The sequence below is a fragment of the Bradyrhizobium tropiciagri genome (assembly GCF_001189845.1).
In the GTDB taxonomy this organism is placed as follows: domain Bacteria; phylum Pseudomonadota; class Alphaproteobacteria; order Rhizobiales; family Xanthobacteraceae; genus Bradyrhizobium; species Bradyrhizobium tropiciagri.
On sequence record NZ_LFLZ01000002.1, the window covers coordinates 189,649 to 212,995 of the forward strand.

Annotated in this window: 18 protein-coding genes and 3 pseudogenes; 11 read left to right on the top strand and 10 right to left on the bottom strand. The window is 64.5% G+C overall.

The genetic code is table 11. The features are described from left to right. Positions 1 to 2: 2 nt before the first annotated feature. The 3 genes from AKN84_RS02605 to AKN84_RS02615 are packed head-to-tail and all read left to right on the top strand — an operon-like array spanning position 3 to position 1,834. A complete protein-coding gene (locus AKN84_RS02605; protein WP_050419216.1) occupies positions 3 to 740 on the top strand; it encodes an ABC transporter permease in 738 nt (245 codons plus the stop codon). After that, positions 730 to 1,440, top strand: coding sequence for an ABC transporter ATP-binding protein (locus AKN84_RS02610; RefSeq protein WP_050419217.1), 711 nt, complete (start codon positions 730 to 732; stop codon positions 1,438 to 1,440). Before AKN84_RS02605 ends, AKN84_RS02610 begins: the two co-directional genes overlap by 11 nt. Positions 1,441 to 1,480: 40 nt before the next feature. Next, positions 1,481 to 1,834 carry a hypothetical protein gene (locus tag AKN84_RS02615; RefSeq protein WP_050419218.1) on the top strand — a complete coding sequence of 118 codons (354 nt, stop codon included), beginning with the start codon at positions 1,481 to 1,483 and terminating at the stop codon, positions 1,832 to 1,834. A gap of 4 nt (positions 1,835 to 1,838) precedes the next feature. Here AKN84_RS02615 and AKN84_RS02620 read toward each other — a convergent pair whose 3' ends face one another. Beyond that, positions 1,839 to 2,075 carry a hypothetical protein gene (locus AKN84_RS02620; RefSeq protein ID WP_050419219.1) on the bottom strand — a complete coding sequence of 79 codons (237 nt, stop codon included), beginning with the start codon at positions 2,073 to 2,075 and terminating at the stop codon, positions 1,839 to 1,841. Positions 2,076 to 2,279: 204 nt separating this feature from the next. Here AKN84_RS02620 and AKN84_RS02625 point away from each other — a divergent pair, with 204 nt between their 5' ends. Next, positions 2,280 to 3,347: an efflux RND transporter periplasmic adaptor subunit gene (locus tag AKN84_RS02625; protein WP_128970361.1), complete on the top strand. Its 1,068-nt coding sequence runs from the start codon at positions 2,280 to 2,282 to the stop codon at positions 3,345 to 3,347. Further along, positions 3,340 to 6,467: pseudogene (locus AKN84_RS02630) on the top strand (efflux RND transporter permease subunit). Before AKN84_RS02625 ends, AKN84_RS02630 begins: the two are co-directional and overlap by 8 nt. 254 nt (positions 6,468 to 6,721) lie before the next feature. Here the strand turns inward: AKN84_RS02630 and pqqA are convergent. Both pqqA and lanM read right to left on the bottom strand, forming a co-directional pair. Further along, positions 6,722 to 6,802, bottom strand: a complete 81-nt coding sequence (gene pqqA / locus AKN84_RS02635; RefSeq protein WP_050419220.1) for a pyrroloquinoline quinone precursor peptide PqqA — start codon at positions 6,800 to 6,802, stop codon at positions 6,722 to 6,724. A gap of 340 nt (positions 6,803 to 7,142) precedes the next feature. Continuing rightward, the gene (gene lanM, locus AKN84_RS02640; protein ID WP_050419331.1) at positions 7,143 to 7,541 is read right to left on the bottom strand and encodes a lanmodulin LanM; all 399 of its coding nucleotides are present in this window, start codon (positions 7,539 to 7,541) and stop codon (positions 7,143 to 7,145) included. 202 nt (positions 7,542 to 7,743) lie between these two features. On the opposite strand from lanM, the gene AKN84_RS02645 reads away from it, so the two are divergent. From AKN84_RS02645 to AKN84_RS02660, 4 genes are all read left to right on the top strand, one after another. Then, positions 7,744 to 7,989, top strand: coding sequence for a hypothetical protein (locus AKN84_RS02645; RefSeq protein WP_050419221.1), 246 nt, complete (start codon positions 7,744 to 7,746; stop codon positions 7,987 to 7,989). A 228-nt stretch (positions 7,990 to 8,217) separates the two neighbouring features. Then, a complete protein-coding gene (locus AKN84_RS02650; RefSeq protein ID WP_050419222.1) occupies positions 8,218 to 9,882 on the top strand; it encodes a methanol/ethanol family PQQ-dependent dehydrogenase in 1,665 nt (554 codons plus the stop codon). Positions 9,883 to 9,952: 70 nt separating this feature from the next. Next, a complete protein-coding gene (locus tag AKN84_RS02655; RefSeq protein ID WP_244484907.1) occupies positions 9,953 to 10,246 on the top strand; it encodes a c-type cytochrome in 294 nt (97 codons plus the stop codon). Then, positions 10,243 to 11,181 (top strand): substrate-binding periplasmic protein, encoded by a 939-nt coding sequence (locus AKN84_RS02660; RefSeq protein ID WP_050419224.1) that lies wholly within the window; start codon positions 10,243 to 10,245, stop codon positions 11,179 to 11,181. Before AKN84_RS02655 ends, AKN84_RS02660 begins: the two co-directional genes overlap by 4 nt. A 190-nt stretch (positions 11,182 to 11,371) precedes the next feature. Here the strand turns inward: AKN84_RS02660 and AKN84_RS02665 are convergent. The 3 genes and pseudogenes from AKN84_RS02665 to AKN84_RS02675 all read right to left on the bottom strand — a co-directional run bounded on the left by AKN84_RS02665 (position 11,372) and on the right by AKN84_RS02675 (position 16,017). Continuing rightward, positions 11,372 to 12,280: pseudogene (locus AKN84_RS02665) on the bottom strand (flagellin). 16 nt (positions 12,281 to 12,296) lie between these two features. After that, positions 12,297 to 12,533 (bottom strand): annotated as a pseudogene (locus tag AKN84_RS02670) (flagellar basal body rod C-terminal domain-containing protein); the annotation flags it as partial. Between the two features lie 454 nt (positions 12,534 to 12,987). Further along, complete coding sequence (locus AKN84_RS02675; protein ID WP_050419226.1) at positions 12,988 to 16,017, bottom strand: ATP-binding protein; 3,030 nt, start codon at positions 16,015 to 16,017, stop codon at positions 12,988 to 12,990. 364 nt (positions 16,018 to 16,381) lie between these two features. Between AKN84_RS02675 and AKN84_RS02680 the strand changes: the two genes are divergently transcribed. Further along, positions 16,382 to 16,798, top strand: coding sequence for a hypothetical protein (locus AKN84_RS02680; protein ID WP_347337292.1), 417 nt, complete (start codon positions 16,382 to 16,384; stop codon positions 16,796 to 16,798). Positions 16,799 to 16,911: 113 nt separating this feature from the next. Here AKN84_RS02680 and AKN84_RS02685 read toward each other — a convergent pair whose 3' ends face one another. The 4 genes from AKN84_RS02685 to AKN84_RS02695 all read right to left on the bottom strand — a co-directional run bounded on the left by AKN84_RS02685 (position 16,912) and on the right by AKN84_RS02695 (position 22,406). After that, complete coding sequence (locus AKN84_RS02685; RefSeq protein WP_050419228.1) at positions 16,912 to 17,127, bottom strand: hypothetical protein; 216 nt, start codon at positions 17,125 to 17,127, stop codon at positions 16,912 to 16,914. 367 nt (positions 17,128 to 17,494) lie between these two features. Continuing rightward, positions 17,495 to 18,889 carry a short-chain fatty acid transporter gene (locus AKN84_RS02690; protein ID WP_244484897.1) on the bottom strand — a complete coding sequence of 465 codons (1,395 nt, stop codon included), beginning with the start codon at positions 18,887 to 18,889 and terminating at the stop codon, positions 17,495 to 17,497. 110 nt (positions 18,890 to 18,999) lie between these two features. Next, positions 19,000 to 20,007, bottom strand: coding sequence for a flavin reductase family protein (locus tag AKN84_RS48715; protein WP_244484898.1), 1,008 nt, complete (start codon positions 20,005 to 20,007; stop codon positions 19,000 to 19,002). Beyond that, on the bottom strand, positions 19,905 to 22,406 hold the full coding sequence (locus tag AKN84_RS02695) for a molybdopterin-dependent oxidoreductase (protein ID WP_244484899.1): 2,502 nt from the start codon (positions 22,404 to 22,406) through the stop codon (positions 19,905 to 19,907). The genes AKN84_RS48715 and AKN84_RS02695 overlap by 103 nt, the downstream gene beginning before the upstream one ends. 137 nt (positions 22,407 to 22,543) lie before the next feature. Between AKN84_RS02695 and AKN84_RS02700 the strand changes: the two genes are divergently transcribed. Further along, the gene (locus AKN84_RS02700; RefSeq protein WP_050419230.1) at positions 22,544 to 23,221 is read left to right on the top strand and encodes a GntR family transcriptional regulator; all 678 of its coding nucleotides are present in this window, start codon (positions 22,544 to 22,546) and stop codon (positions 23,219 to 23,221) included. Positions 23,222 to 23,347: the final 126 nt, after the last annotated feature.

Genomic DNA, 23,347 nt, shown 5'->3' on the forward strand with positions numbered 1-23,347 from the left:
CGGTGCTGCGCCTCCTGTCATTCGCGCTGTTCATCGCGACCTGGTGGATTGCCTCGCTCGTGATCGGCGATGCCAAGCTGCCGGCGCCGCCGGCGGTACTCTCGGTGCTCATCGCCGAGGCACGATCGGGGGCGCTGTTCGTCAATCTCGGCGCGACGCTGGCGCGCGTCGCGCTGGCTTTCACGCTTGCAATGGCGATCGGCTCGGCGATCGGCTACCTGATGGGCCGCGTCTCGCTCGCCAATCGCCTTGGCGATCCCTGGCTGATCCTGCTGCTCAATTTGCCGGCGCTGGTTGTCATCGTGCTGGCCTATATCTGGGCCGGGCTGACCGAGGTCGCGGCGATCGCCGCCATCGCCATCAACAAGCTGCCGACCGCCGTCGTCACCCTGCGCGAGGGTGCCCGTGCGCTCGATCCTGCGCTCGACGAGATGGCAACGGCGTTTGCCTTGCCGCGCGGCCGCGCCTTCCGGCATGTGATCCTGCCGCAACTTGCGCCCTACATCGCGGCCGCGGCGCGCTCCGGGCTCTCGCTGGTCTGGAAGATCGTGCTGGTCGCCGAATATCTCGGCCGGCCGAACGGTGTCGGCTTCGAGATCGGCGTCGCCTTCCAGCTGTTCGACATTCCCCTGCTGCTCGCCTACTCGCTGAGCTTTGCCGGCGTCGTGCTGGTCATCGAGACGGTGATGGTGCAGCCGTTTGAAACCAGGCTAACGCGGTGGCGGCTCCGTGCAGCTTGAGGTCAATATCACAGGCAAGAGCTTCGAGAGCGCGGCCGGAAAGCGGCACGACGTGCTCGACAACGTCACCTTCACGTTGAACGCCGGCGAGGTCGGCGTGCTGTTCGGCCCGTCGGGTTGCGGCAAGAGCACCCTGCTCAAGATTCTCGCCGGGCTCGACGGCAACTATCAGGGCCATGTCACGCGCTCACCCGGCATGCGCCTTGGCATGGTGTTCCAGGAGCCGCGGCTGTTGCCCTGGCGCACCGTCGAGGAGAACGTGCGGCTAGCCGCACCTGAGGTCGACGACGGCACGCTGGCGGCGCTGTTCGAGGTGCTCGAACTGAGCGCGCATCACAACCACTTTCCCGGCGAATTGTCGCTCGGACTCGCCCGCCGCGTCGCCCTCGCCCGCGCCTTCGCCATCGAGCCGGATTTCCTGATCCTCGACGAGCCGCTGGCCTCGCTCGACAATGCCCTCGCAGGCAGGCTGCGCGACCAGATCGCGACCCTGGTCGCGAGCCGGAAGATGATGACGCTCCTGGTCACCCACGATCTCGACGATGCCGTCCGCCTCGGCGACCGCCTGTTCTTCCTGTCGCCGCGGCCGGCCCGAATCCTTCACGTCGAAACCATCGCCGCACCACGTGCGACACGGGGCGAGCCGGAGATCGGTGAAATCAAGCGGCAGCTCTCGCAGTTGGACCTTGCAAATATGTGAGACGCCGTCATCCTTGGACCAAGCGTAAGGGAGAGGTCGGATGTCGCGTGCGTTGATTGCCGTTGGAGTTGCCTTGCTCGTGCTGCCGGCCGCCGTGCTCGCCCAAAGCAAAGGCAAGGGCATCCGGTTGTGGAATCTGACCAGCGCCACGATCTCGAGCTTCGAGCTGTCGCCGGCGGGCAAGAATGAATGGGGTCCCAACCAGACGCTGAACGACAAGGACAAGGAAGTCGACCACGACGAGCGCTTGCGTATCACCGGCGTCGAGCCCGGCCGCTACGATGCCAAGGTTGGCTATAGCGGGGGCAAGCAGTGCTTGGCCCGCGACATCGAGATCAAGGCCGATGCGGTGTTTACGGTGTCCGACAAGGACCTGAAGGACTGCAACAAATAGAGCGCTAGCCCGCGGGCGGTTTGCCGCCCGTGCTCGCGCGATCATTGGTGTGCGGATATTCGCACCGCCATCGCACCGCAGTCCATTTCGGATGTTCGCCGACCCACTGCGCGATGTAGGGCGGCGCGGCCATGGCGCATTGCTGCAGCGAGCCGGTCCAGTTGAACACCAGATGCTGCTCCTCGCAGGTGGCGGGCGACAGCACCGCACATACAGTGACGATCAGATCAATCGGGTTCATGCATGAGACCTCGCGAGCGTCGTCAAAAAGATAACATAAGCGCTACGTCCACAGCAGCCGGAAGTTTCATTTTCGCGCGAGCGGGACCCGGCCGTCGCGGCCCCGCAGCACATCGGCGTGACCTGAGCCGACAACCGTGAAACCGACGCCTTGCCGCCGGTTCATTTCGTCAATAAGCTGGTTCCCACAACTGCTAACAGGCTGATGGCTCTTACGGAAACCTCCCGGCGCGGCGTCGCGATCGCCATATGCTTGCTGGCGCTCGGCGCCGGCGCTTGGGCTGTCACGGGTCAGGTTCGGCGTGCAGCGGCGGAGCCGCAGCCGGGCAAGCCGGATTCGGGCCGCACCGAGCCCTCCCGCATCGCAAACAGCGACCAGGCACCGGTCAAGCTGACGCCCAACCAGCAGGGACAGATCGGGCTCGAAACTTCGGTTGTGGAAGCCGCTCCGCATCCTGAGCAATTCCGCGCCTACGGTGCCGTGCTGGACATCTCTCGCATCACGGAGCTCACCAACAGCTACGCCAATGCGCAGGCCCAACTCCAGACAGCGCAGGCCAAGCTCGAAGTCGCGAAGAGCGCATTCGACCGGACCAAGAATCTCGTCGACTCCGCCGCGCTCCCCAGAAAGGAAGCCGAAACCGCGGAGGGAACGCTGCGAACCGACAAGGCCGCGCTTGCTGCGGCGGAATCGCAGCTCAGGACTCTTGCAGCAACAGCACAGCAGGAATGGGGGCCGGTGATCGGCCGCGGCATCGTCGAGCGCTCGCCCGCGGTCGTCAGGCTGATCGAGCGTGATCAGTTTCTGGTTCAGGTGACGCTGCCGCCCGGCGTGAGTGTCGCCGCAACTCCGCGAACGGCCCTCGCACAGGCGCCGACGCGAAATGCGAATATCGATCTGCAGTACGTCTCCCCGGCAACACGCACCGATCCCCGGATTCAGGGATTGAGCTATTTCTTCTCGGCGCCTGGCGACAGTGGTCTGCTGCCCGGCATGAACACCACGGTCTATGTGCCGTCGGGCACCACTTACGAGGGCGTGTTCATCGAGGATACCGCGATCGTGCGATGGCAGGGCCGATCATGGGTTTACCTGCGCGTGAGACCCGACAGCTTCCGGCGGCATCCGATCAGCACGGATCAGCCGGTCTCGGATGACGACTACGTCGTCCGAGACATCCCGTCGGGATCCGAAATCGTCATCCGGGGTGCACAGGTCCTACTGTCCGAGGAGGCCAAGGGCGAGCTTCGGAGCGGCGATGACAATGACTGACGGCACCGGCTCCGACCGTTCAGGACCGCAAGCCGCTCTCGTCGCGTTCGCCATCCGCTTCCGCGGTATCGTGCTCGCGCTTTCGTTCGCGCTGCTGGGCTACGGCCTGTTCGCGCTCGGCGAAGCCAAATACGGCGTCTTCCCCGAATTCGCACCGCCACAGGTCACGATCCAGACCGAAGCTCCCGGCCTCAGCCCGGAGCATGTCGAAATCCTGGTCACGCAACCGATCGAAACGTCGATCAACGGCCTGGCCGGCGTCGAAAGCCTGCGCTCGTCGTCGATCCAGGGCCTCTCCGTGGTGACGGTCGTCTTCCAGCCGGGCAGCGATATCTACCGGGCGCGCCAATTGGTGACGGAGCGTCTCTCGGCCGTGGCCGCGCGGCTGCCACAAGGCGTGCAGCCGCCCTCGATGACACCGTTGACTCCGCTGGCCGGCACGGTGCTGGTCATTGGCCTGACGTCCGACCAGCGCTCGCTGATGGAATTGCGCACCGTTGCGGACTGGACCGTGGCAAGGCGGCTTCTGGCCGTCACGGGCGTGGCACAAGTATCCACTTACGGCAAAGACGTCAGGTCTCTGCAGGTGCAGGTCCGCCCGGACGACCTGATCCGGTTCCGGGTCGGCATGAACGATGTGCTGGCCGCCGCGCGCAAGGCCACCGGCGTACGGGGCGCCGGCTTCATCGATACCGCCAATCAGCGCGTCACGCTGCAAACCCAGGGGCAGTCCCTGACGCCCGATCAACTCGCCCGCACCGTTCTTCTGCACGAAGGCGGCGCGAGCGTGGTTCTCGACGACGTCGCCACCGTTGTGACCGCTCCCGAGCCGCCGATCGGGGCCGCCCTCATCGACGGCGTGCCCGGCATCATGCTGATGGTCAGCCAGCAATACGGTGCGAACACACGAGAAGTCACCACGCGGGCGGAAGCCGCCCTGCAAGAGCTGCGACCGGGCCTTGAAGCCGACGGTGTCAAGCTCCATGCAGACATCTTCCGCCCTGCCAATTTCATCGATGCGGCGACCGAGAACGTGCTCAACGCGTTGTTGATCGGCGGCGCGCTCGTGGTCGTTGTGCTGTTTCTGTTTCTGTTCGACTGGCGCACCTCGATCATCAGCTGCACTGCCATTCCCCTCTCGTTGATCGCGGCCGTGCTCGCACTGCAATGGATGGGTGAAACGCTCAACACGATGACGCTGGGTGGCCTTGCGATCGCGATCGGCGAAGTCGTCGATGACGCCGTGATCGGCGTCGAGAATGTGGTACGTCGATTGCGCGAAAACCGCCGGGCAACGGCGCCGAGACCCGAGGCTCGCGTCGTGCTCGATGCCTTCCTCGAAGTGCGCACCGCCGTTGCCTATGCAACGTTTGCGGTGCTGCTGGTCTTCTTCCCGATCCTGACGCTTTCCGGCATTGCCGGCCGTCTCTTCGGGCCCTTGGGCATCGCCTACATCCTGGCCGTGCTCGCCTCGCTGGCGGTCGCCCTTACGGTGACGCCGGCGCTCTCCATGCTGCTCCTCGTCGGCAGGACCGGCGGGCAGCGCCTGCATGAACCGCCTGCGGTGCGATGGTCCCGTCGCCACTACCAGGCCTTGCTGCGTCATATCGGCCGCTACCCGAAGCTGGTGATGACGGCGGCCGCGGCTTTGACGATCGCCGGCGGGGCGATGCTGCCCTTCTTCGGCGGGACCTTCCTGCCGGATCTGCGCGAAGGCCATCTGATCCTGCACGTCTCCGCGATCCCCGGCACCTCGCTCGACGAATCGCTTCGTATCGGCAAGCTGATGACCGATACGCTCCTGAAGATCCCGGGTGTACGCCGGGTGGCGCAGCATGCAGGCCGGGCCGAGGCCGGCATCGACACGGTCGGTCCGCATTCCAGCGAGTTCGAGGTCGATTTGGAGCCCGGGCTCTCGGGTCGGGCACAATCCGCCGCAGAAGCGCGCATCAGGGCCGCTCTGGCCGGCTTCCCCGGGGTTTCCTTCTCGAGCAAGACCTACCTGACGGAACGTGTCGAGGAGACCGTCTCCGGCTTCACCGCGGCGGTGGTCGTCAACATCTACGGACCCGATCTCGATTTGCTCGAGCGCGCTGCGCGCGACGTCGCGCGCGAACTGGATGAAGTCGCAGGGGCCGCCGACGTGCAGCAACGATCGCCGCCGGGAATGCCGCAAGTCAACGTGACGCTTCGCCCGACGGATCTGCAGCGATGGGGTCTCGATGCGGTCGAAGTGCTCGAACTCATTCGCACCGCCTATCAGGCGATGTCGTCGGCCAGGGATATGAAGGCAATGCCGTCTTCAATGTCATCGTGATCCTCGACGCGCATGCCCGCGCCCGAGTCACTCAGATCGGTGACCTGCCTGTGCGGACGCCGAGCGGCGCTTACGTTCTGCTGAAGCAGATCGCCGACGTCTACGAGACTTCGGGCCGCTATCAGATCCAGCACCTGAATGCGCAGCGCGTTCAGACCGTAACGGCGAACGTCAGCGGCCGCGATCTCGAATCCTTCGTGGCCGCCGCCAAACGCAAGCTGGCGCGCGAAGTCACGCTGCCGCCCGGTGCTCACGTGGAGTTTGCCGGTGCGGCCGAGGCCCAGGCCCGGTCGCGGCACGATCTCATCGTCAACTCCTTGCTGGCCGGGACGGGCATCGTCGTTCTGCTTGCGATGGTGACCGGTCATTGGCGAAACCTGTTGCTGGTCATGATCAACTTGCCGTTTGCGTTTGTCGGCGGCGTATTCGCCCTGGCGCTGACCGGTGGCCTGCTTTCGCTCGGGTCGATGGTCGGCTTCGTCACGCTGTTCGGAATCACGCTGCGCAACTCGATCCTGATGATCTCGCATTACGAGCACCTGGTCCTGGTCGACGGTCGTGTGTGGGGACTGGATACCGTGATCGAGGGCGCGGCCGACCGCCTCGTCCCGATCCTGATGACATCTCTGGTGACCGGCCTCGGATTGCTGCCGCTCGCGATCGGCGCCGGAGAACCGGGACGTGAAATCGAGGGCCCGATGGCGATCGTCATCCTTGGGGGCCTGATGACTTCGATGGCACTCAGTCTGCTGGTGCTACCGACCCTCGCGCTTCGATATGCGCGATTCAAGAGCCGCCCCTGAGCACGCGCAAGACGCGTGACGATCTATTCGCTTCACAGGCAGGCAGCAGCACTGGCCAGGCATAGGCGCAGCACAATCCAGCAATGGACGGTGGAGGTCTTGGGCGGGATCGTCGAAGCCCGTTTAGGTGAGGCTTTGCGCGATGGCACCGGAGCGATCAGTTCGACCGGCGTCCGGAGATCGAAAGACCCGCCGACACTGCCACGGCTTCGACGGCGTTTGCCATCGAAGCCGCGGCAGGTCGTCAGGTGGACTTACTTGCGCGCTGCGCAGGCGTACATGTTGATTTCCATGCCGACCAGCACTTCGACGATCTTCGGTGTTTTCCAGGCCATTTCCTTCTCCCAAGTATAAGTTGGCGCAAGCCTCGCGCCGCGCGGCAAGCTAGGGCTGGCTTTTCCAGGGTGCAAGTCGGGCGGGTAACGACCCGACTTCGCTGCTGGACATGCAGAAACGGACGACGGCTCGCGGACATCCGCCCGGCTTAGCAACGGCTGGGAAATTCCGACACTGATCTGTCAGGCATTTTCCGGCTGCCGGTCGGCGACGCACGGAGAAGCAAACCCGATTGCGCCGGCCGCGTCTTGCCCAAGAGCGAAATCGCAATTTTTTTGTTGTGCGCGGAATCCAGCGTCAATATCTGGAATCCGTCCGGAAAAATTCGCGGACCCGTGACTATTTGAGCAGGCGCAGCAGCGCCCGGCCGGCGCGCGATTTCAGCTCTTTCGCATCCAGCGTTCCGTCATTGTCGGGATCGGCGGCCTTGAAGCGCTGCTCGACGACTGCGAGGTATTCGTCGAGCGTCAGGGTGCCGTCGTGATCCGGATCCGCCATCTTGAGCTCTTTCGCGGTCAGCCGTCCGCGCAATTCGCGGACGTCGAGCGTGCCGTCGTGGTCGGGATCGAGCTTCGCGAACAGGTCGGCGGCAGCCTTCTTGGCTTCGGCAAGGTCGACGGTGCCGTCATTGTCGGGGTCGAGCATCTTGAGCGCGCTGCGACCACCGGATGCGGCCAGAGCGGGACCTGACAGGACGGCCGCAGCCAAAGTCAAAGCAAGCGATCGGCGCGAGATCATCATTCGTCTCCCTTGATGCCGCTCCGGCGCGAGGAACGGAGCAGGTCCGCAAATCGACGTTCACCATAGCAGCTTCCCGAAGCTTCCACAGCTAGTGCAGCCGGTGCACCGCTGTCGGGTTTCGGGTGGAAACAGACGGCCTGAAGCATCATCGATGGCGCTCCGTCGATTGCATTTGCGCCAAAACGTGCGAGGTGACCCCATGAGCGATATTTGCCGGACCATGTTGGGCTGCGTCGTTGCGCTCGGTCTAATCGCGCCCGTGTCCGCGCAGAACGGGGCCCCTGTCCCGTCGGCGGAGGCGGTTCAGCCGCGGGTGCTCACCGGCAAGGAACGGCTCGGACGCAAATGGACCGACGAGCAGCGCATCGACAATTGCAATGTGCCGCCGGACAAGCGCGGCACCAAGCCGCGGCCAAGCGCCTGCCCCCATGCACCGTCGAGCTGATCGAACCGCTCGCGCTGCGGCATAAGTGCGAACCGCGCGGTGGCGTTGTGTATTCCACGCGACGGTAAGCCACGGACGCATCAGCGAAAAACTGACGCGATCGACCGGCCTCCCGCGGTGGTTGGGGTTCGTTCACGTTTTCGTATTGACCCGTTTTGGTTTCAGGCCGATGGTTCCGTCCGCAACGTCAGGAATAGGCGTGCAGCAAAGGTTCATTGGGAGGATAGGATGAGACGCATTGCGCTGGCCGCAAGCCTCGTGATTCTTGCATCGTATGGTGCAAGCGCTCAGACCAACGAGCAGTTGGTCAAGGGTGCGACTGATACGTCGAACGTTCTCAATTACGGAATGGGTTACAATCTTCAGCGCTTCTCGACGCTGAACCAGATCAACAAGGACACCGTCAAGAATCTGGTGCCGGTCTGGAATTACAGCCTGAACGACGACCGCAGCGAGGAATCGCAGCCGCTCGTCTACCAGGGCGTCCTCTACGTCACCACGCACAACGCCACGATCGCGATCGACGCCAAAACCGGCAAGCAGATCTGGAAGACCAAGGTCGAGTATCCCGCCGAGACGCCCCGCATCGTCTGCTGCGGCATCATCAATCGCGGCGCCGCCCTCTATGACGGCAAGCTGTTCCGCACCACCCTCGACGCCAATGTGATCGCGCTCGATGCCAAGACCGGCAAGGAGCTGTGGCGCGAGAAGGCCGCGGACATCAAGGAAGGCTACTCGATGACGGTGGCGCCGCTGGTCGCCGACGGCGTCGTGATCACCGGCATCTCGGGCGCCGAGTTCGGCACCCGCGGCTTCATCGACGGCTGGGATCCCGCGACCGGCAAGAAGCTCTGGCGAACCTACTCGATCCCGACCCCGGACGAGCCCGGTGGCGACACCTGGAAGGGCGATACCTGGAAGCTCGGCGGCGGATCGACCTGGATCACCGGCTCCTACGATGCCGAATTGAATACGGTGTATTGGGGCATCGGCAATCCCGGACCGTTCAACTCGGCGGTGCGTCCCGGCGACAATCTCTACACCTGCTCGGTGCTCGCGCTCGATCCGAAGACCGGCAAGATCAAGTGGCACTACCAGTTCTCGCCGAACAACCCGTTCGACTACGACTCGGTGGCCGAGATGGTGCTCGCCGACATGAACGTCGAGGGCAAGCCGACCAAGGTGCTGATGGATGCCAACCGCAACGGCTTCTTCTACGTGCTCGACCGCACCAACGGGAAGCTGCTCGCGGCCAATCCCTATGTGAACGTCAACTGGGCCACCGGCATCGACATGAAGACCGGCCGCCCGATCGAGACCGACGTCGCCAAGGATGCGCGCGAAGGCAAGAAGGTCACGGTCTACCCGTCGATCCTCGGCGGCAAGAACTGGGAGCCGATGTCGTTCAATCCGCAGACCGGCCTCGCCTACGCCAACACGCTCGCTTTCGGCGGCAGGTACAAAGCCGAGCCGGTGACGTTCAAGCAGGGCGAGTGGTATCTCGGCATGGACCTCACCGATCCCTGGGAATGGGGCACCGGACCGCGCGGCCATCTCAAGGCGATCGATCCGATGACCGGCAAGGCGAAGTGGGAAGCGCCGAGCGATATTCCGCGCTTCTCCGGCGTGCTCTCCACCGCCGGCGGCGTGGTGTTCTCCGGTCAGTTGACCGGTGAATTCGAGGCGTTCGACGCCGACACCGGCAAGAAGCTCTGGCAGTTCCAGACCGGCTCGGGCATCGAAGGACAACCCGTGACCTGGCAGCAGGACGGCGTGCAGTATGTCGCCGTCACCTCGGGCTATGGCGGCGTCTATTCGCTGTTCTCGGGCGACGAGCGGCTTGCCAAGGTGCCACCCGGCGGCTCGCTGTGGGTTTTCGCGGTCAAGAACTGAGCGCGGAGCACACGTGACTGAAAGAGTAACCCTGTTGACGGCGGCGATCTTCGCCGCCGTCGCGGCGGCCTTGATCACCTCGATCCCGGCAGCCGCACAACAAGCCGGTGCAATCGACCTTGAAGGTCAGGCCGACCAAGGCAAGGTCACCTACGCCAAGAACTGCTCACACTGCCACGGGCCCAACATGGTCAACTCCGGCACCATCACGCCGGACCTGCGCGCGTTTGCCGGCGACAAGACCCGCTTCGTGACCACCGTGAAGCAAGGCAAGAACGGCAAGATGCCGCCCTGGGCCGATATCCTGAGCGAGCAGGAGATCGCCGACGTCTGGGCCTTCCTGTCGAGCCGGAGGCCCCAATGAGGGCCCTGCTTGCCGGCGTTGCCACGGCGTTGCTTGTTGGCATGACGGCGGCAGCGCATGCCGCCGACGCGCCGCTCAAGGTTTGCCTCGACGAGGATCTGCCGCCCTTGTCGGCGCATCATCGCGGCAAGCCGGATACCGGCTTCGACGTAGCACTCGCGCAAGTGATTGCCGAGCGGCTCGGACGTCCGCTCAATATCCAATGGTTCGAGAGCAAGCTCGACGAGGATTCGAGCCCGGCGCTGGAAGCCAATGCCTTGCTGTCGGACGGGCGCTGCTCGCTGGTCGGCGGCTATGCGCTCACCACGGATTCGCTGAAGGCACCCGGCGTCACGACGGCCAAGCTGCCGGACTTCGATGGCGCCACCCGCGACGATCGCCGCCGCCGGATCCCGATCGGGGTGCTGGTGCCGAGCCAGCCCTACATCTATTCGCCGATGACCGTCGTGCTCGGTCCGAAGGCCAGGGACAAGATCAAGGAGCGCAAGATCACCGATATCGGCGACCTCGCCGGCCTTCGCCTGACGATCGAAAGCGGCACGCTGGGCGATGCCATCCTGATGACCTTCGACAAGGGAAAACTGATCGAAGACATCACCCATCTCGTTCCCGGGCGCAGCGACCTGTTGGGAGAGCTGGAGCGCGGCGAATACGACGCCACCCTGCTCGACCTGCGCCGGTTCGACGCCTACCGCGCGAGCCATCCGGATACCAAGATCACGGCCTCGGGATATTATTATCCGATCGGCGCCAATCGCGGTTACGTTGCGCTCGAAACCGACAAGGCGCTGCTGGAGGCCGTCAACAAGGTGCTGTCCGATCTGCAAGCCAAGGGCACCATCGCGGAGCTCGGTAAAGCCGCAGGCCTCACATGGCTGCCCCCGCGCGAGCCGATCATCCTTGGCGATGTCTGGCTGAAGATCCTGAACCGCTAGCGCTTATTGCAGCCAGGGAGGCGACCGCAATTGAATCATTGCGCACGCTCTTTCCTCGTCATTGCGAGCGAAGCGAAGCAATCCATTGCGCCGCAAGCGAAGACATTGGTTACTTCGTCGCTGACGCTCCTCGCAATGACGGGAAAGAGCTCGGACCAGCTTGCGGCCACTGACCGGAAACGTGAGCCCGCTATCGCAGATAGCTCGCCAGGTTCATGCTCTGGATCTTGGCGATCGCCGAATAGGACGCCGTCAGCTGCGCCTGATAGGTTGAAAGCTGCGCCGTCACCGCAGCGACGTCGACGCTGGTGAGGTTGGTCGACAAGGTCTTGGCAAAATTCTGGTAGTCGCTCTGGTCCGTGCTGGCGGTCTCGATCTGCGACGACGCGGTCGAAAGCTTGGCCTGCACCGTGGACGTCGCATCGAGCGCAGTGCTGGCGAGGTCGAGCGCCTGCGAGATGTCGCTCGACGTCAACGTCGTGCTGTTGCCGACGTATTTCAACAGCCGCATGACCTGCTCGAAGGCCGGATTGTCGGCGGTGACGCCGTAGGAGATCGACTAGCTGTCCGAGACGCGCACCGACGCGATTTCGCTGTCACCCTTGTAATAGCTGATATCCGACGTCGTCAGCGAGCCGGTGCCGGCGTCGAAGCTCGACAGATCCGCGGGCGCCGTGTCGGTACGGGCGCCGCTGAAGACATATTCGCCGTCATACTGGGTGTTCAGCAGCCCCTGCATCTGCGACATCGCCTGCTGGGCGTAGTTGATCGCGGATGCGGTCGCCGTGCTGCTGCCGGTGGTGGCCGCGCTGAGCTGGGTCCGCAGCTGCGTGATGATATCGGTCACGGAGCCGACCGCCGAATACATCGCCTGCACCTTGTTGTCGGCGAGATTGCTGGCATCGATATAGGACTGCGCACGCGTCACCGAGACCTGTAGATTGATCACGCGCCCGGCGCCGGAACCATAACCACCGAAATCCTCGGATTGCAGCCCGGAGGATTCCTGCACCTGCTCATTGGCCATCGCCGCCTGCAGGCGCAGCGCACTTGATATCATCTGATCCGACTGCGCGAAGGTGGCAACACGCATCAACATGGCGACGACCTCATGCCTAGCCTGAACTCATCGCGGTCATCAGCGCCGAGAACATGGCGTTGATGGCCGTAATGATCTGGGACGCGGCGGCGTATTTGTTCTGCAGCGCGCTCAGATTCGCGCTCTCCTGGTCAATGTTGACGCCGGATTGCGACGACAGTGAACTCGCATAGGTCGATTGCGCGGTCTGCTTGGCGGTGTAGGTCGCCGATGCCTGGGTCGCCTTGCCGGCGACGTTGGCAACGATCGCGGACGGCGCGCGCACATTCGGCGCGACGGCCCATGTGATGGCCACGCGCGTCGATTCCGGTCCCATCGTCGGGGTGGAGTCCTTCATCATTCCCGACAAGATCAGCGTGCGCGGGCTCGAGCAGATCGGCTATGTGCGGCTGGCCCATCTGTTCTGGCGGATGTCGCGCGAACTCGCCCGTGATCCCTCGCCGCTGGCCGAGCTGGAGATCGCCTGGTGGGGCATCAGGAGCACCCGGCAGAGGTACCGCGACATGTGCGAGCTTCCCGCCGGCATCAGCCCGGCCGAGCTGGCCCGCCGGATCCGCGCCTTCCACGACGACTTCCGCGCGATCCCCGCTGACCGTCTCGGTCCACGGCATCCGCTTCCAGCTGGCGACGACCGCCACGCAGGCCCCCGAGGCGCCGCAGGTGGTTTCGCCGCCGCTCGCCGCGGCTTCTTAGCCGCGCCAGAAATCTCACTGGGAATCGGCGAGCATTCCGTTCAGAAGCGCTTCGGCCCGCTGCAGCAGCGGCTTCGCGCCACTATCAGATGCAATCGCGATCGCCGTGCGCAACTGGTGGAGAACCAGGTTCTTCTCGTTCGTGGCCGGCGCTATCGTTGCCTCGCTGAACAGCGCCTCGGCTTCCAGGCCTGAAAAGCCCTGTTGCCGCGCAGTGTTGCGTACCTCACGCAGCATGTTCAGCGCAGCCCGTGCATCGCCGAGCCGGTTGACGGCGAGCGCCAGGTAGATCGAGGCTCGCAGCACAATCGAGGTGTAGCCGACCGATCTGGCTTCTTCCCGGGCTTCAATGAGCGTCAGCCGCGCTTCATCGAGACGCCCCTGCTCCAGATATGCGATACCGAGATGGCACGTGACAACCGGCACGAAGAGGCGAATTCCATACTTCTGCGTGAGCGCGAAAGCCTCCCCCAGGATGTCAGCTGCTCCTTCGGGATTGCCCTGGCCGAGCATCAGGAAGCCGCCGCTATACCCCGCGGCAACGCGATCGAATGGTCGATTGCTCTCATCGGCGATCGCGGCCGCGCGCTCGTGAAATTCGATGCCGGTGTCGATCTCTCCCAGCGTCGTGTGGGTCACGCTCTTCATCATGCAACACAGCAACAGCAGTGTTCTCGGCGTCGTTCCGGGCGGTGCGCTGGCATCCGGCCCGGAAAGGCGGAGGCACGCCTGTCCCAGCATCTGCTCAGCTTCACGGAACCGGCCGGCGATGAAGTAGGCCTGGCCAAGGCTGTATTGAGCCAGGTTGAGCCAACCGGGATTGCCCCATTCCCCGGCCAGGCGAGCAACCTCCTCGCCGGTTTCGATTGCCTCGATCGGCGTGCCATAGAAATTCTGGGCGCCCGACCTGACCGCCATCGCCGCGACCTTCCGCCCGATATCGTCGACCGCGTTGGCGCGTCCCTCCGCGTCCCTTCCGAGATCGAACCATTCGGCGACCTTGCCGACGCTCATGAACGCCGTGCGCGCCTCGATGCGAAGATCGATCGCATCCGCTTCGCGCGAGCGAGCGAACGGCGTCTTGTCGAGCGCGGCCATTGCGATCTCGAAGTAATTGGTCGCATCGGCAAATGCCGATCGTGCCAGGCTCTTGCGCGCGGCGGTTCTGCCGTAGGCGAAGGCCCTTTGCCAATCCTTCGCCCGCATTGCGTGATAGCAGAGCTTGCTGGGCTCATCGTACGAACTGCCATTGCCTTCCAGCGTCGCAAGAATCCGTGCGTGGACGCTCTCGCGCAGCTTTTCGACCATCGAGTCGTAGGTCACCTGGCGAACCATCTCGTGCGGGAATTCGAGCAAGCCGTCCTGCTCGACGTCGATCCTCACGAGAAACTCGACGCGATCGAGCGCCGTCAGGCAGCGCTGAAAGGCCTCTTGCGACAGGCCGGACACCTCACGCAGCAAGGATTCCGTCGACGACGGTCCCAACGCCGCCGCGATCTGCAACAGCGCGCGCTCCTCCTTCGATATGCGATCGAGGCGCGTGGCGATGACGCCCTGGATGCTGCTCGGAATCCCGAGATCACCGACCGGACGCGCAAGCGCCAGTTCGCCCCAATGGCCCCGGAGGATTCCACTGTCCTTGAGGCTGCGACAAACCTCTTCAATGAACAGCGGTACGCTCGCCGTATGAAGAACGACGCGGTTCTTCAGATCAGCCATGTTCGCCGACGAGCCCAGGATGTCGTCCAGCATCTCGCGTCCGGCATCCTCATCGAGCGAACGCAACGCCGTGATTTCCGCATTGCTGCGCGCTACCCAATCCGGAATTCCATTGGGCCGGCTGGTCAGCAGCACCAGAAGGCCGGGTGCCCTCAGCGAGGCGAGCGCGGCCATCACGGTCTCGCTGGCGCGATCGATCCAGTGCAGATCCTCGATGAGGATCACCGCGCGCCGGCGAGCGACCAGGCCTTCGACAATCGCACAGCATGCCTCGCTGATCGCACGGCCGCGCGCGTGCGGCTCGAGCTCGCCCCATTCCGGATCCGATATCGGGCGGTCAAGCACGGCATCGATGGCCGAACGCTGAATCCCGGTCAGTTTGGTCAAGCCGTCCGCGTCCGCCGCGGCTCCCTCCAGGATCGAGAGCAACAGGGCCTTGAGTGTGCTGAACGGCGCGCCTTGAAGATTCGGGCTGCATTCGGCGTGGATGGGAAGCCACCCCTCCCGGGTGAGCTGGTCTACGAACTCATGCGCCAGCCGCGATTTCCCGATCCCGGGATCGCCGATCAAGAATGCCGTTTGCCGGTCAGGATCGGCATTGTGCGCCAACTGCCTGAGCAGCGCCGTTTCCTTCAGCCGGTTGACGAACCGCGCAACGCTTCGTGCCCTGCGCACCCGCCAGCTGGAGACATCCGTTGCGCTGGCGACGCGGTAGATCGGCAAGGGTTCGCTAAATCCCTTGAGCTGCTTCCGACCCAGATATTCAAACTGAACGTTGCCCTCGGCAAGGTTCTGACAGGCTTCGGACGCGTAGATCTGGTTCGGCTCTGCGGCCGCTTCAAGCCGCGCCGCAAGATGCTGCGCCGCCCCGCCGATCTCGTAAACCTTGGAGTACTCGCTGGCGACCATATAGGTCACCACCCGCCCCGAATGGAGCCCGACCCGGACCTGCAGTCCCGGATCGCCCAAACCCGCGACCCGTCGGACCAGTTCGATCGCTGCATGGCAGGCCAGCGGCGCGTGGTTGTCGTCAGCGATCGGCGCGCCAAATACCGCGGCGAGCCCATCACCCAGCTCCTTGCTGACGATGCCGCCGAACTGGCGCACGGCGCCTCGCATCGCGATCAGGGCCGGCTCCAGGCGCGAGACCGCCTCTTCCGGGTCCAAATCCGCGACGAGCCCCGTCGAGTCGACCACGTCGGCGCGAAGGATCGTCACAAATCGTTGTTCGCTATCGGGGTCCGCGCGCTTGGCTACCGCAGCACCGCATTTGGCGCACCAATTGTCGTCCGCTCCGATCGTCGACTGGCATGCAAAGCAAAGCATTCCCCTGCTCTCAAAGGCTACTGCGGTATCGCCGGCTCCCCCCGGTGAGCAGCCTAGGGTAGAGATTACCCATCGGGACCTGCTTATCAATCCAGACGTGCAATCCACTTGCATCCGCGCCAACCCGAGAGGTTGTCGAACTGGACGGGATACAGTCTTGAGTGGTAGGTCGGGGCGCGAGAGAAATCGGGCGGCGCAACTGGAGCCGCATGACCTATTCGATCGACGTACCAGCGTTGCATAATTTACGTATAGCCAGAGCAATTCAAAGTTGCAATGAAAGGGAAATCCTATGGGCGGAAGAGTATTCAATAATCAACAATTTAAAGATCACATCAACGCGCACTACTATCCTTTGCAGAACATGATCAAGAGCGTCGCTATACTTAAGGCGTCGGATCATATCGATATCGAGACGCTGGAATATGGCCAATACCAGCCGATCCTGTCGCCCCGGGACCAATGGCCGGGCGGAAGCGGCAAGCGGTGGCAGCGGGAGATGGGCAAGGCGCGCCTGGACCTGGCCACGCAGGCAAGCACCGCCCCCCTCTCCAAGGACGAAGCCGGCGTCGTGCCGCTGACGAAGTGCGCCCTGCTCGATGCCAGCGTCCGCAAGTGCTTCAACTCCGAACCGCCGATCCCGATCAAGATCGACGTCAAGGAGCAGGACAAGAACGCGCCGAACGCCGATCGGCACGACATCCTGCTGGTCTGGGAGCACGCTAACGGCGACGATCAGCCGCCGACGCTTCTGCTGCTGACGATGGTCTGCCCGGCCTAGCTCCTGATCGCGGGCGGCACCTCCCTACGATCGGCCTTGCGCCAACGGCGGCTGCCTGATGGCAGCCGTGCTGGCGTGGCCGCAACGATCATCTGCCTCGCTTCAATCCGCTTTCAGATGCCGGCGCGCGGCGCTGATCTCGACGACGCCCGGCGGCGCTGCTGCAACAGCGCTCTCACCGCGCGCTCCGCGGCGCGCGCGGAGCCGAAATGGCCGCCGTCGAGGCCGTCAAAGGCGCGGTCCGAGGAGAAGAAGCAGAAGCCGCTGCTATCGCCGACAACGATACCCGCGGTACGATCCGAGACTTCAATGATGTAGGCTTGGGACATGCGTGCTCACGCGCCGAATGACGGCGTTCCTGTCTGATTGTCGGGTGCTCTGGATTTTCGAAGCGATCAACAACAGACGCCGGTCGCCGCCGAGACGCAGCGATGCTGCATGCGGCTTCGCATGTCGCACATCAGGCTGCGGTGGTGATGTCTCATTGCGGTGACCTTGAACAACGCGAATATCGCGGATCAATATCCGGCCGAACCACGCGGCGGTCAATGAAATGGCCGTCCAAAGATCACGGTCCGGCGCGATACCTCATTCGCGACGGCCTGGAAAACAGCACAGATTTGGTGATGACGGCAGCGGTCGCTGAATTGCGAGGCCGGCCGGGCACCCTGCGTCCTGGTGCCCGACCGCGATCGCTCAAGGCAGAATCGGCGGATGATAGGTGAAGGTCGCCATCAGGATCGCGGCCAGCAGCATCACGATCGGGAAGTGAATGAAGAACTGCACCGACGTGTAACCGATCAGGTCCTTCGACTTCAGGCCGAGGATGCCGAGCAGCGGCAGCATCCAGAACGGGTTGATGAAGTTCGGCAGCGTCTCGGCGATGTTGTAGACCATGACAGTCCAGCCCAGATGCGCGCCGATGTCGTTGGCTGCCTTCATGATGTAGGGCGCCTCGATGATCCACTTGCCGCCGGCCGACGGCACGAAGAAGCCGAGCAGCGCCGAATAGATGCCGACCAGGAACGAGAACACGGTGGAATTGCTGGAGGCACCGACGAACCAGTGCGCGATCGTGTCCGACAGCGTGGTGCCGCTGCTGTTCGGCACCTTGGTCAGGATCTGGGCGATGCCGGCGTAGAACGGAAACTGCAGCAGCACGCCGGAGACGCTCGGCATCGCCTTGGAAAAGGACTCGATCAGGCTGCGCGGCCGCCAGTGCAGCACGATGCCGAGAATGAGGAAGACGAAATTGTAGGTGTTGAGTCCCGACAGTGTGATCAGCGGATTGCCCGACTGGAACGTCTGCCACAGCCATCCGGCGGCAAGCAGGGCAATCAGGATCGTCAGCAGCGGACTGAACTCCAGCCAGTCGCCCGGACGCGCCGGCTTCCTGGCTTCGATGCGATCGTCGTCGAGCGCAACGCCGAGGTCTTCCGCCGTCTTCGCCTGCTCCGCCGCCGGCGTCGTGAAATAGCAGATCGCCGCCGACACGACGCTCACCATCACGACGGTGACCATGTTCTGCCAGGTCAGGATGGTTTCCGAGAAGCCGATCACCCCGGTGATCGGCAGAAGCGATGCCGGAATGCTGCCGGCATTGGCCTGCAGCTGCGCAGCCGACGACGTGATGCCGAGTGTGAAGCCGCAGCCGAGCCCGAGATAGCCGGCCGCGCCGGCTGCCCGGTAATCGAGCCGGATATCGGTGCGCCGCGCGATCTCCCGCACCAGCAGGCCGGAGAAGATCAGGCTGAGGCCCCAGTTCAGCAGCGAGAGAAAGATGCTGAGCATCCCGACGAAGACCACAGCGCCACGCCCGGTCTTCGGCACGCTCGCCAGCCGCGCCAGCACCGCTGCGACCGGCGGCGACATCGCCACGACGTAACCGCCGATCGCAACCAGGGCCATCTGCATCGTGAAGGGAATCAGATTCCAGAACCCGTCGCCAAACGCGCGGCTGACGGCGAGCGGCGAACCGCCATGCAGGATGGCGCCGGCGGCAACCGCAATCACGGCGATCAGGACGAAGACATACGCATCCGGAAACCAGCGCTCGGCGAACGCCACCAGGGCCTGCGAAAACCGTGCCATGATGTTGTCCGCGGCAGGTTTTCGCAGGCTCACGGTTTGGTCGTGCGTTGCATTCGTCATCAATCTGATCCCCTTCCGGTGATGCGGTTAGCGTTCAATCGTTTTGGTCATCAAAGTGCGAGCGTGAGGTCGGTGAGCGGCACGGCCTGGCAGGCGAGGCATCGGCCTTCGCTGCCATCGACGGGGCCGAGGTGGGTGAACTCCCCATCGACCACCTCGACTGCGCAGCTTTCGCACTGCCCGACGCGGCAGCCGCTCGGCAGCGCGACGCCTGCCGCACTCGCCGCGTCGAGCAGCGTGCCCTGCTCCGGTCCCCAGGAGAAGCTCTGCTTGCTGCTCGCAAGCCGGATGGTGCGCGGCGCGAGGTCGCTCGGCACCGACGGCGGCGACACGAAGCTTTCGGCAAAGATGTCGAACCGCGGAATACCGAGCGCCACTGCGGCCTCGATCTGCGCTGTGACGAAATCCGGTGAGCCACAGATGTAGACCAGCGGCCGGCGCGCCAACAGCGGCTTGACCTGCGCGAGATCGATCCGCCCCTCGCGCCACGCATGCGAGTCGATCTGGTCCTGTGGCAACGGCGCCGAATAGAAGGTCACGCGCGTCAGCTCCGGCGTGGCGGCTTCCAGCTCCGCGAGCCGCTGCGCAAACGGATGCTCGCGGCTGCTGCGGCAGCCGTGGAGCAGCAGGACATCGGCGACGCGATCCTGCGGCGCAGTGTGCTGCAGCGTCTCGAGATGACTGACGAACGGCGTGATGCCGATGCCGGCTGCGAGGAAGACCAGCGGCCGCGGCCCTTTCAATGGCGGGGTGAAGATGCCGCCCGGCGGCTCCAGCAGAACCTCATCTCCGACGGCAAGCCCATGCAGACGATCCGGCATGAAGAACGGCGCGTCGCCGCCCCTGGCTTCGTCGAAGAAGCGTCCCTTCACCGCAATCGACAGCGCCTGCGGCAGATCGCCCGATCCGGTCAACGAATAGGCTCGCGCCTCGGTTGCGCCGGGCAACGCGGTCATCACGTGTTGCCCCGGCAGGAAGTCGGGCAGCGGACCGCCGTCAAGCGGCAGCAGGCTGAAGGCGATGACGTTATCGGCCTCGGCGCCGCGCTCGCCGACCACGAACCGCCGCTGGCCGCTCCAGACGCCGCGGCTGGCAACGCCGTCGCGCCTGATATCGCAGACGATCGCGCGCAGCGGCACGGAGCCGCTGACCGGATCGCGTGCGTCGTCATGCAGCACCGCGTTGATGTTGCGTGTGAGAACGCCTGCCGCAGCCGAGCGATCGCGGCCGAGCGGCGGACAATCCTCCCACCAGCCGAATTCGCGACGACGACCCGCGCGTCGAGCGCCGCATTGAGCCGCACCTTCAGGCGCACGGCGCCGCCCTGTGTTTCCACCACGGCCCAATCGCCTTCCACAAGCCCACGCTGCGCGGCGAGTTGCGGGCTGATCTCGACGGCCGGGTCGGGCGACTTCCGCCGCAGCGAGGCGACATGCCGCCACGAGGAGTGAATGAACCAGCCGCTCTTGGCGGTGGAGAGCACGAGTGGAAAGCGGTCGTCCTGGGCCGTCGTGAGCGGGCTGCCGACCGGTTCGACATGATCGGGCAACGGATCATAGCCGTGTCCCAACATCTGCTCCGAATAGATCTCGACGCGGCGCGTCGGCGTCGCAAAGCCCGCCGCCGTTCCGTCCTGGCGCGTGACGGCGTATTTCTCGTCGCGGAAGGCCTGCGGGAAGCGCCGTCCTTCGGGGTGCTGGCGCAGATCCTCGACACCAACGCCGAGCGGCGCCAGCTGATAATTCCAGCCGGCCTCGATGTCGCCGCCGAAGAACAACTCCTCCATGCCGAGCTTGAGCGCGAGCGCGGCGGCGATCTCGTAATCGGCCTTCACCGCGCCGACCGGCTCGACCATGCGCGGACGAAACTGCACGGTCTCGACGGCTTGCTGCGTGATCTCGAACCCGATCTTGAGCGCGTCGCGCTCCCACGGCGTGCTCGCCGGCAGAACGAAATCGGCGCTCTCCGCGGTCGGGTTCATGAACATGTCGATATGAACCTGGAATTCCAGTGCGTTCAGCGCGGCCTTGTTGCGCTCGGAATGGCCCTGCGAGACGACGAAGTTGGTGCCGAAGGCGACCAGTGCACGCACCTGGTAGGGCTCGCCCTCGAGCACCGCCTTGCTGAAATCGCGCGCCGTGATCCAGCCCTTCGCCGGCGGGCCGAGCGGCAATTCGGCAAGGCCCAACGCTTTCGCCTGCTGCTGCGGCGGCAGGATGTTGTAGTCGTTGAGGGCACGCGTCGGCGGTGGCACCGGCCAGCGATTGCCGCCGGGCCGATCGCAGGCGCCGGTCAGCGCGTAGAGCGATGCGATCGCGCGCTCAATCGAAGTTGCATTGGTGTGCTGCCCGACGCCCGTCCAGGAATGATAGGCAAGCCGAGGCCGGCCGGCGAGCAACGCGTAGAACGCCTCGATGTCCGCGACATCAAGCCATGTCAGTTCCGCCACCCGTTCCGGTGTGTAAGGCGCAGCGCGCTCGGCGAGCAATTCGAATGCGGTTGCCGCCGAGATCATCTGGCCCTTGCGGGCACCGATCGACAGCGCGCCGCGAAGCTGGCCACCGCTTTCCGGCGCGTAGCTTGTGTCGCAAGGTACCGGCGAGCCCGACGCATCGAGACGAACGAAAGCCTCAGCCGCGCCATCGGGCCACACCGCGTCGGCGCGCAGGAAACGCCCGGTGGCGCGATCGACCAGCAGCGATCCGTTGGTCCATGCGTCGACGAAATCCGCATCGAAGTTGCCGGTCGCGATGAGATGGCGGATCGCGCCCATCGCGAGCGCGCCATCGGCGCCCGGACGGATGCGCAGCCAGAGATCGGCCTGTTGACCTGAGCCGTTCGGCTTGGGATCGACGACGACGACCTTGGCGCCGCGCCGCCGCGCGTCGGCGATCCGCGTCGCCTGGGCGAGCCAGGTGCGCGCGGGGTTGTGGCCCCATAGCACAATCACTTCGGCATTGTCGTAATCGGGAAAGCCGATGCCGCGGCCGAAGGTCAGCGCGTGCGCAAAATCCTTGTGCCAGCCGCAGATCTCGACTGCGTAGATCAGATTGGGGCTGCCAAAGCCGCGGATGAAGCGCTCGACCCATTCGAAGCTGTCGACCATCGGCGTGCCGCTCGGCGTGGTAACGCCGAACGCCACCGCCTCGGCGCCGCTCTCGGCGCGGATCGTGCGGAGCCGGTCGGCGATCTCGGTCAACGCCTCGTCCCAGGACACCTCGACCCAGCCTGGATCGGCGGCGTCACGCGGACGGGTTCGCTTGAGCGGGACGGTCAGACGGCGCGGGCTGGCGACGATTTCGGGGGCCGCCCGGCCCTTGGCGCAAAGCGCGCCGCCGGTCGGGTGGTTATTTAATACCTCCACACCGACCAGGCGCCGGTCCTCGACGACGGTGACAGCACCGCAGCGCGAGCGACAAAGCGTGCAATAGCCGGGTAGCCGCTGTTTCACCGTCATCTCACCGTCAAGTCAGTCCATGTGACGCATTTTGGTAATGCGTTACACATTTACGTCATACGCTACCGCTCCCGTCAAGGCTAAGTAATAATCAGGGACGAATCGGAGTTCCCGGCGAGAGGCGGCTGCGACCACCCATGGACCAGAATTTGCGCGAACAGGTGCTGCAGCGGGTGCGCGCCGAGATCATTTCGGGGCAAAGCCTGCCCGGCACGATGTATTCGGTGCCGAGCCTCGCGGCGAGCCTCGGCGTCTCCTCGACGCCGGTGCGCGAAGCGCTGCTCGAGCTCAGCCGCGGCGGCCTGGTCGAGCCGATGCGCAACCGTGGCTTCAAGGTCGTTGAGCCGACGCTGACCGAGCTGCGCAACCTGTTCGACATGCGCGAGGTGCTGGAGCTGCACGCCGCGGTGCTGGTCGCCGCCAATCCGCCAAAGGATCTACCAGCCGTACGCGGTTGGGCCGATGAGATCGCGAGGGCCGTCGAGACCGATGACGTCCAGCTCTATCTGGAAGCCGACCGCGCCTATCATCGCGAGTTCATTGCCGCAGCCGGCAACGAGCTGCTGACCGAGATGGTGATGGGCCTGCGCGACAAGATGCGGCTCTACGGCATCAGCTCCCGCGCCGGCCACGAGCGGCAGCAGGCCTCGGTGCCCGAACACTACCGGCTAATCGAACTCGCACTCGCCGGCGAGACCGAGGCTCTGCCGACGCTGCTGCGCAGCCACATCCGCTCCTGGGAGCCGATCTTCGTCGATGCGTTGATGCGGTCCAAGGAGCACGCGCGCGAGCCGCTGCGGCAGGCACGTGGCTGAGGTGGGGAGCGAGATCGATAGCCGATCGCGGCGACGGGCTAAAGCGCGATGAGATTTCACCGCGCCTTAGCCCTCTATTTGAGCATGATCTTTTCGGAAAACCGCTTCGCACTTTTCCGGATCATG

Coding starts and splice junctions, on each gene's coding strand:
- AKN84_RS02615 (WP_050419218.1), top strand. CDS start 1,481: ATGTCGCGTGCGTTGATTGCCGTTGGAGTTGCCTTGCTCGTGCTGCCG.
- AKN84_RS02620 (WP_050419219.1), bottom strand. CDS start 2,075: ATGAACCCGATTGATCTGATCGTCACTGTATGTGCGGTGCTGTCGCCC.
- AKN84_RS02625 (WP_128970361.1), top strand. CDS start 2,280: ATGGCTCTTACGGAAACCTCCCGGCGCGGCGTCGCGATCGCCATATGC.
- pqqA (WP_050419220.1), bottom strand. CDS start 6,802: ATGGCCTGGAAAACACCGAAGATCGTCGAAGTGCTGGTCGGCATGGAA.
- lanM (WP_050419331.1), bottom strand. CDS start 7,541: ATGATCTCGCGCCGATCGCTTGCTTTGACTTTGGCTGCGGCCGTCCTG.
- AKN84_RS02645 (WP_050419221.1), top strand. CDS start 7,744: ATGAGCGATATTTGCCGGACCATGTTGGGCTGCGTCGTTGCGCTCGGT.
- AKN84_RS02650 (WP_050419222.1), top strand. CDS start 8,218: ATGAGACGCATTGCGCTGGCCGCAAGCCTCGTGATTCTTGCATCGTAT.
- AKN84_RS02660 (WP_050419224.1), top strand. CDS start 10,243: ATGAGGGCCCTGCTTGCCGGCGTTGCCACGGCGTTGCTTGTTGGCATG.
- AKN84_RS02675 (WP_050419226.1), bottom strand. CDS start 16,017: ATGCTTTGCTTTGCATGCCAGTCGACGATCGGAGCGGACGACAATTGG.
- AKN84_RS02680 (WP_347337292.1), top strand. CDS start 16,382: ATGATCAAGAGCGTCGCTATACTTAAGGCGTCGGATCATATCGATATC.
- AKN84_RS02685 (WP_050419228.1), bottom strand. CDS start 17,127: ATGTCCCAAGCCTACATCATTGAAGTCTCGGATCGTACCGCGGGTATC.
- AKN84_RS02690 (WP_244484897.1), bottom strand. CDS start 18,889: ATGGCACGGTTTTCGCAGGCCCTGGTGGCGTTCGCCGAGCGCTGGTTT.
- AKN84_RS02695 (WP_244484899.1), bottom strand. CDS start 22,406: ATGACGGTGAAACAGCGGCTACCCGGCTATTGCACGCTTTGTCGCTCG.
- AKN84_RS02700 (WP_050419230.1), top strand. CDS start 22,544: ATGGACCAGAATTTGCGCGAACAGGTGCTGCAGCGGGTGCGCGCCGAG.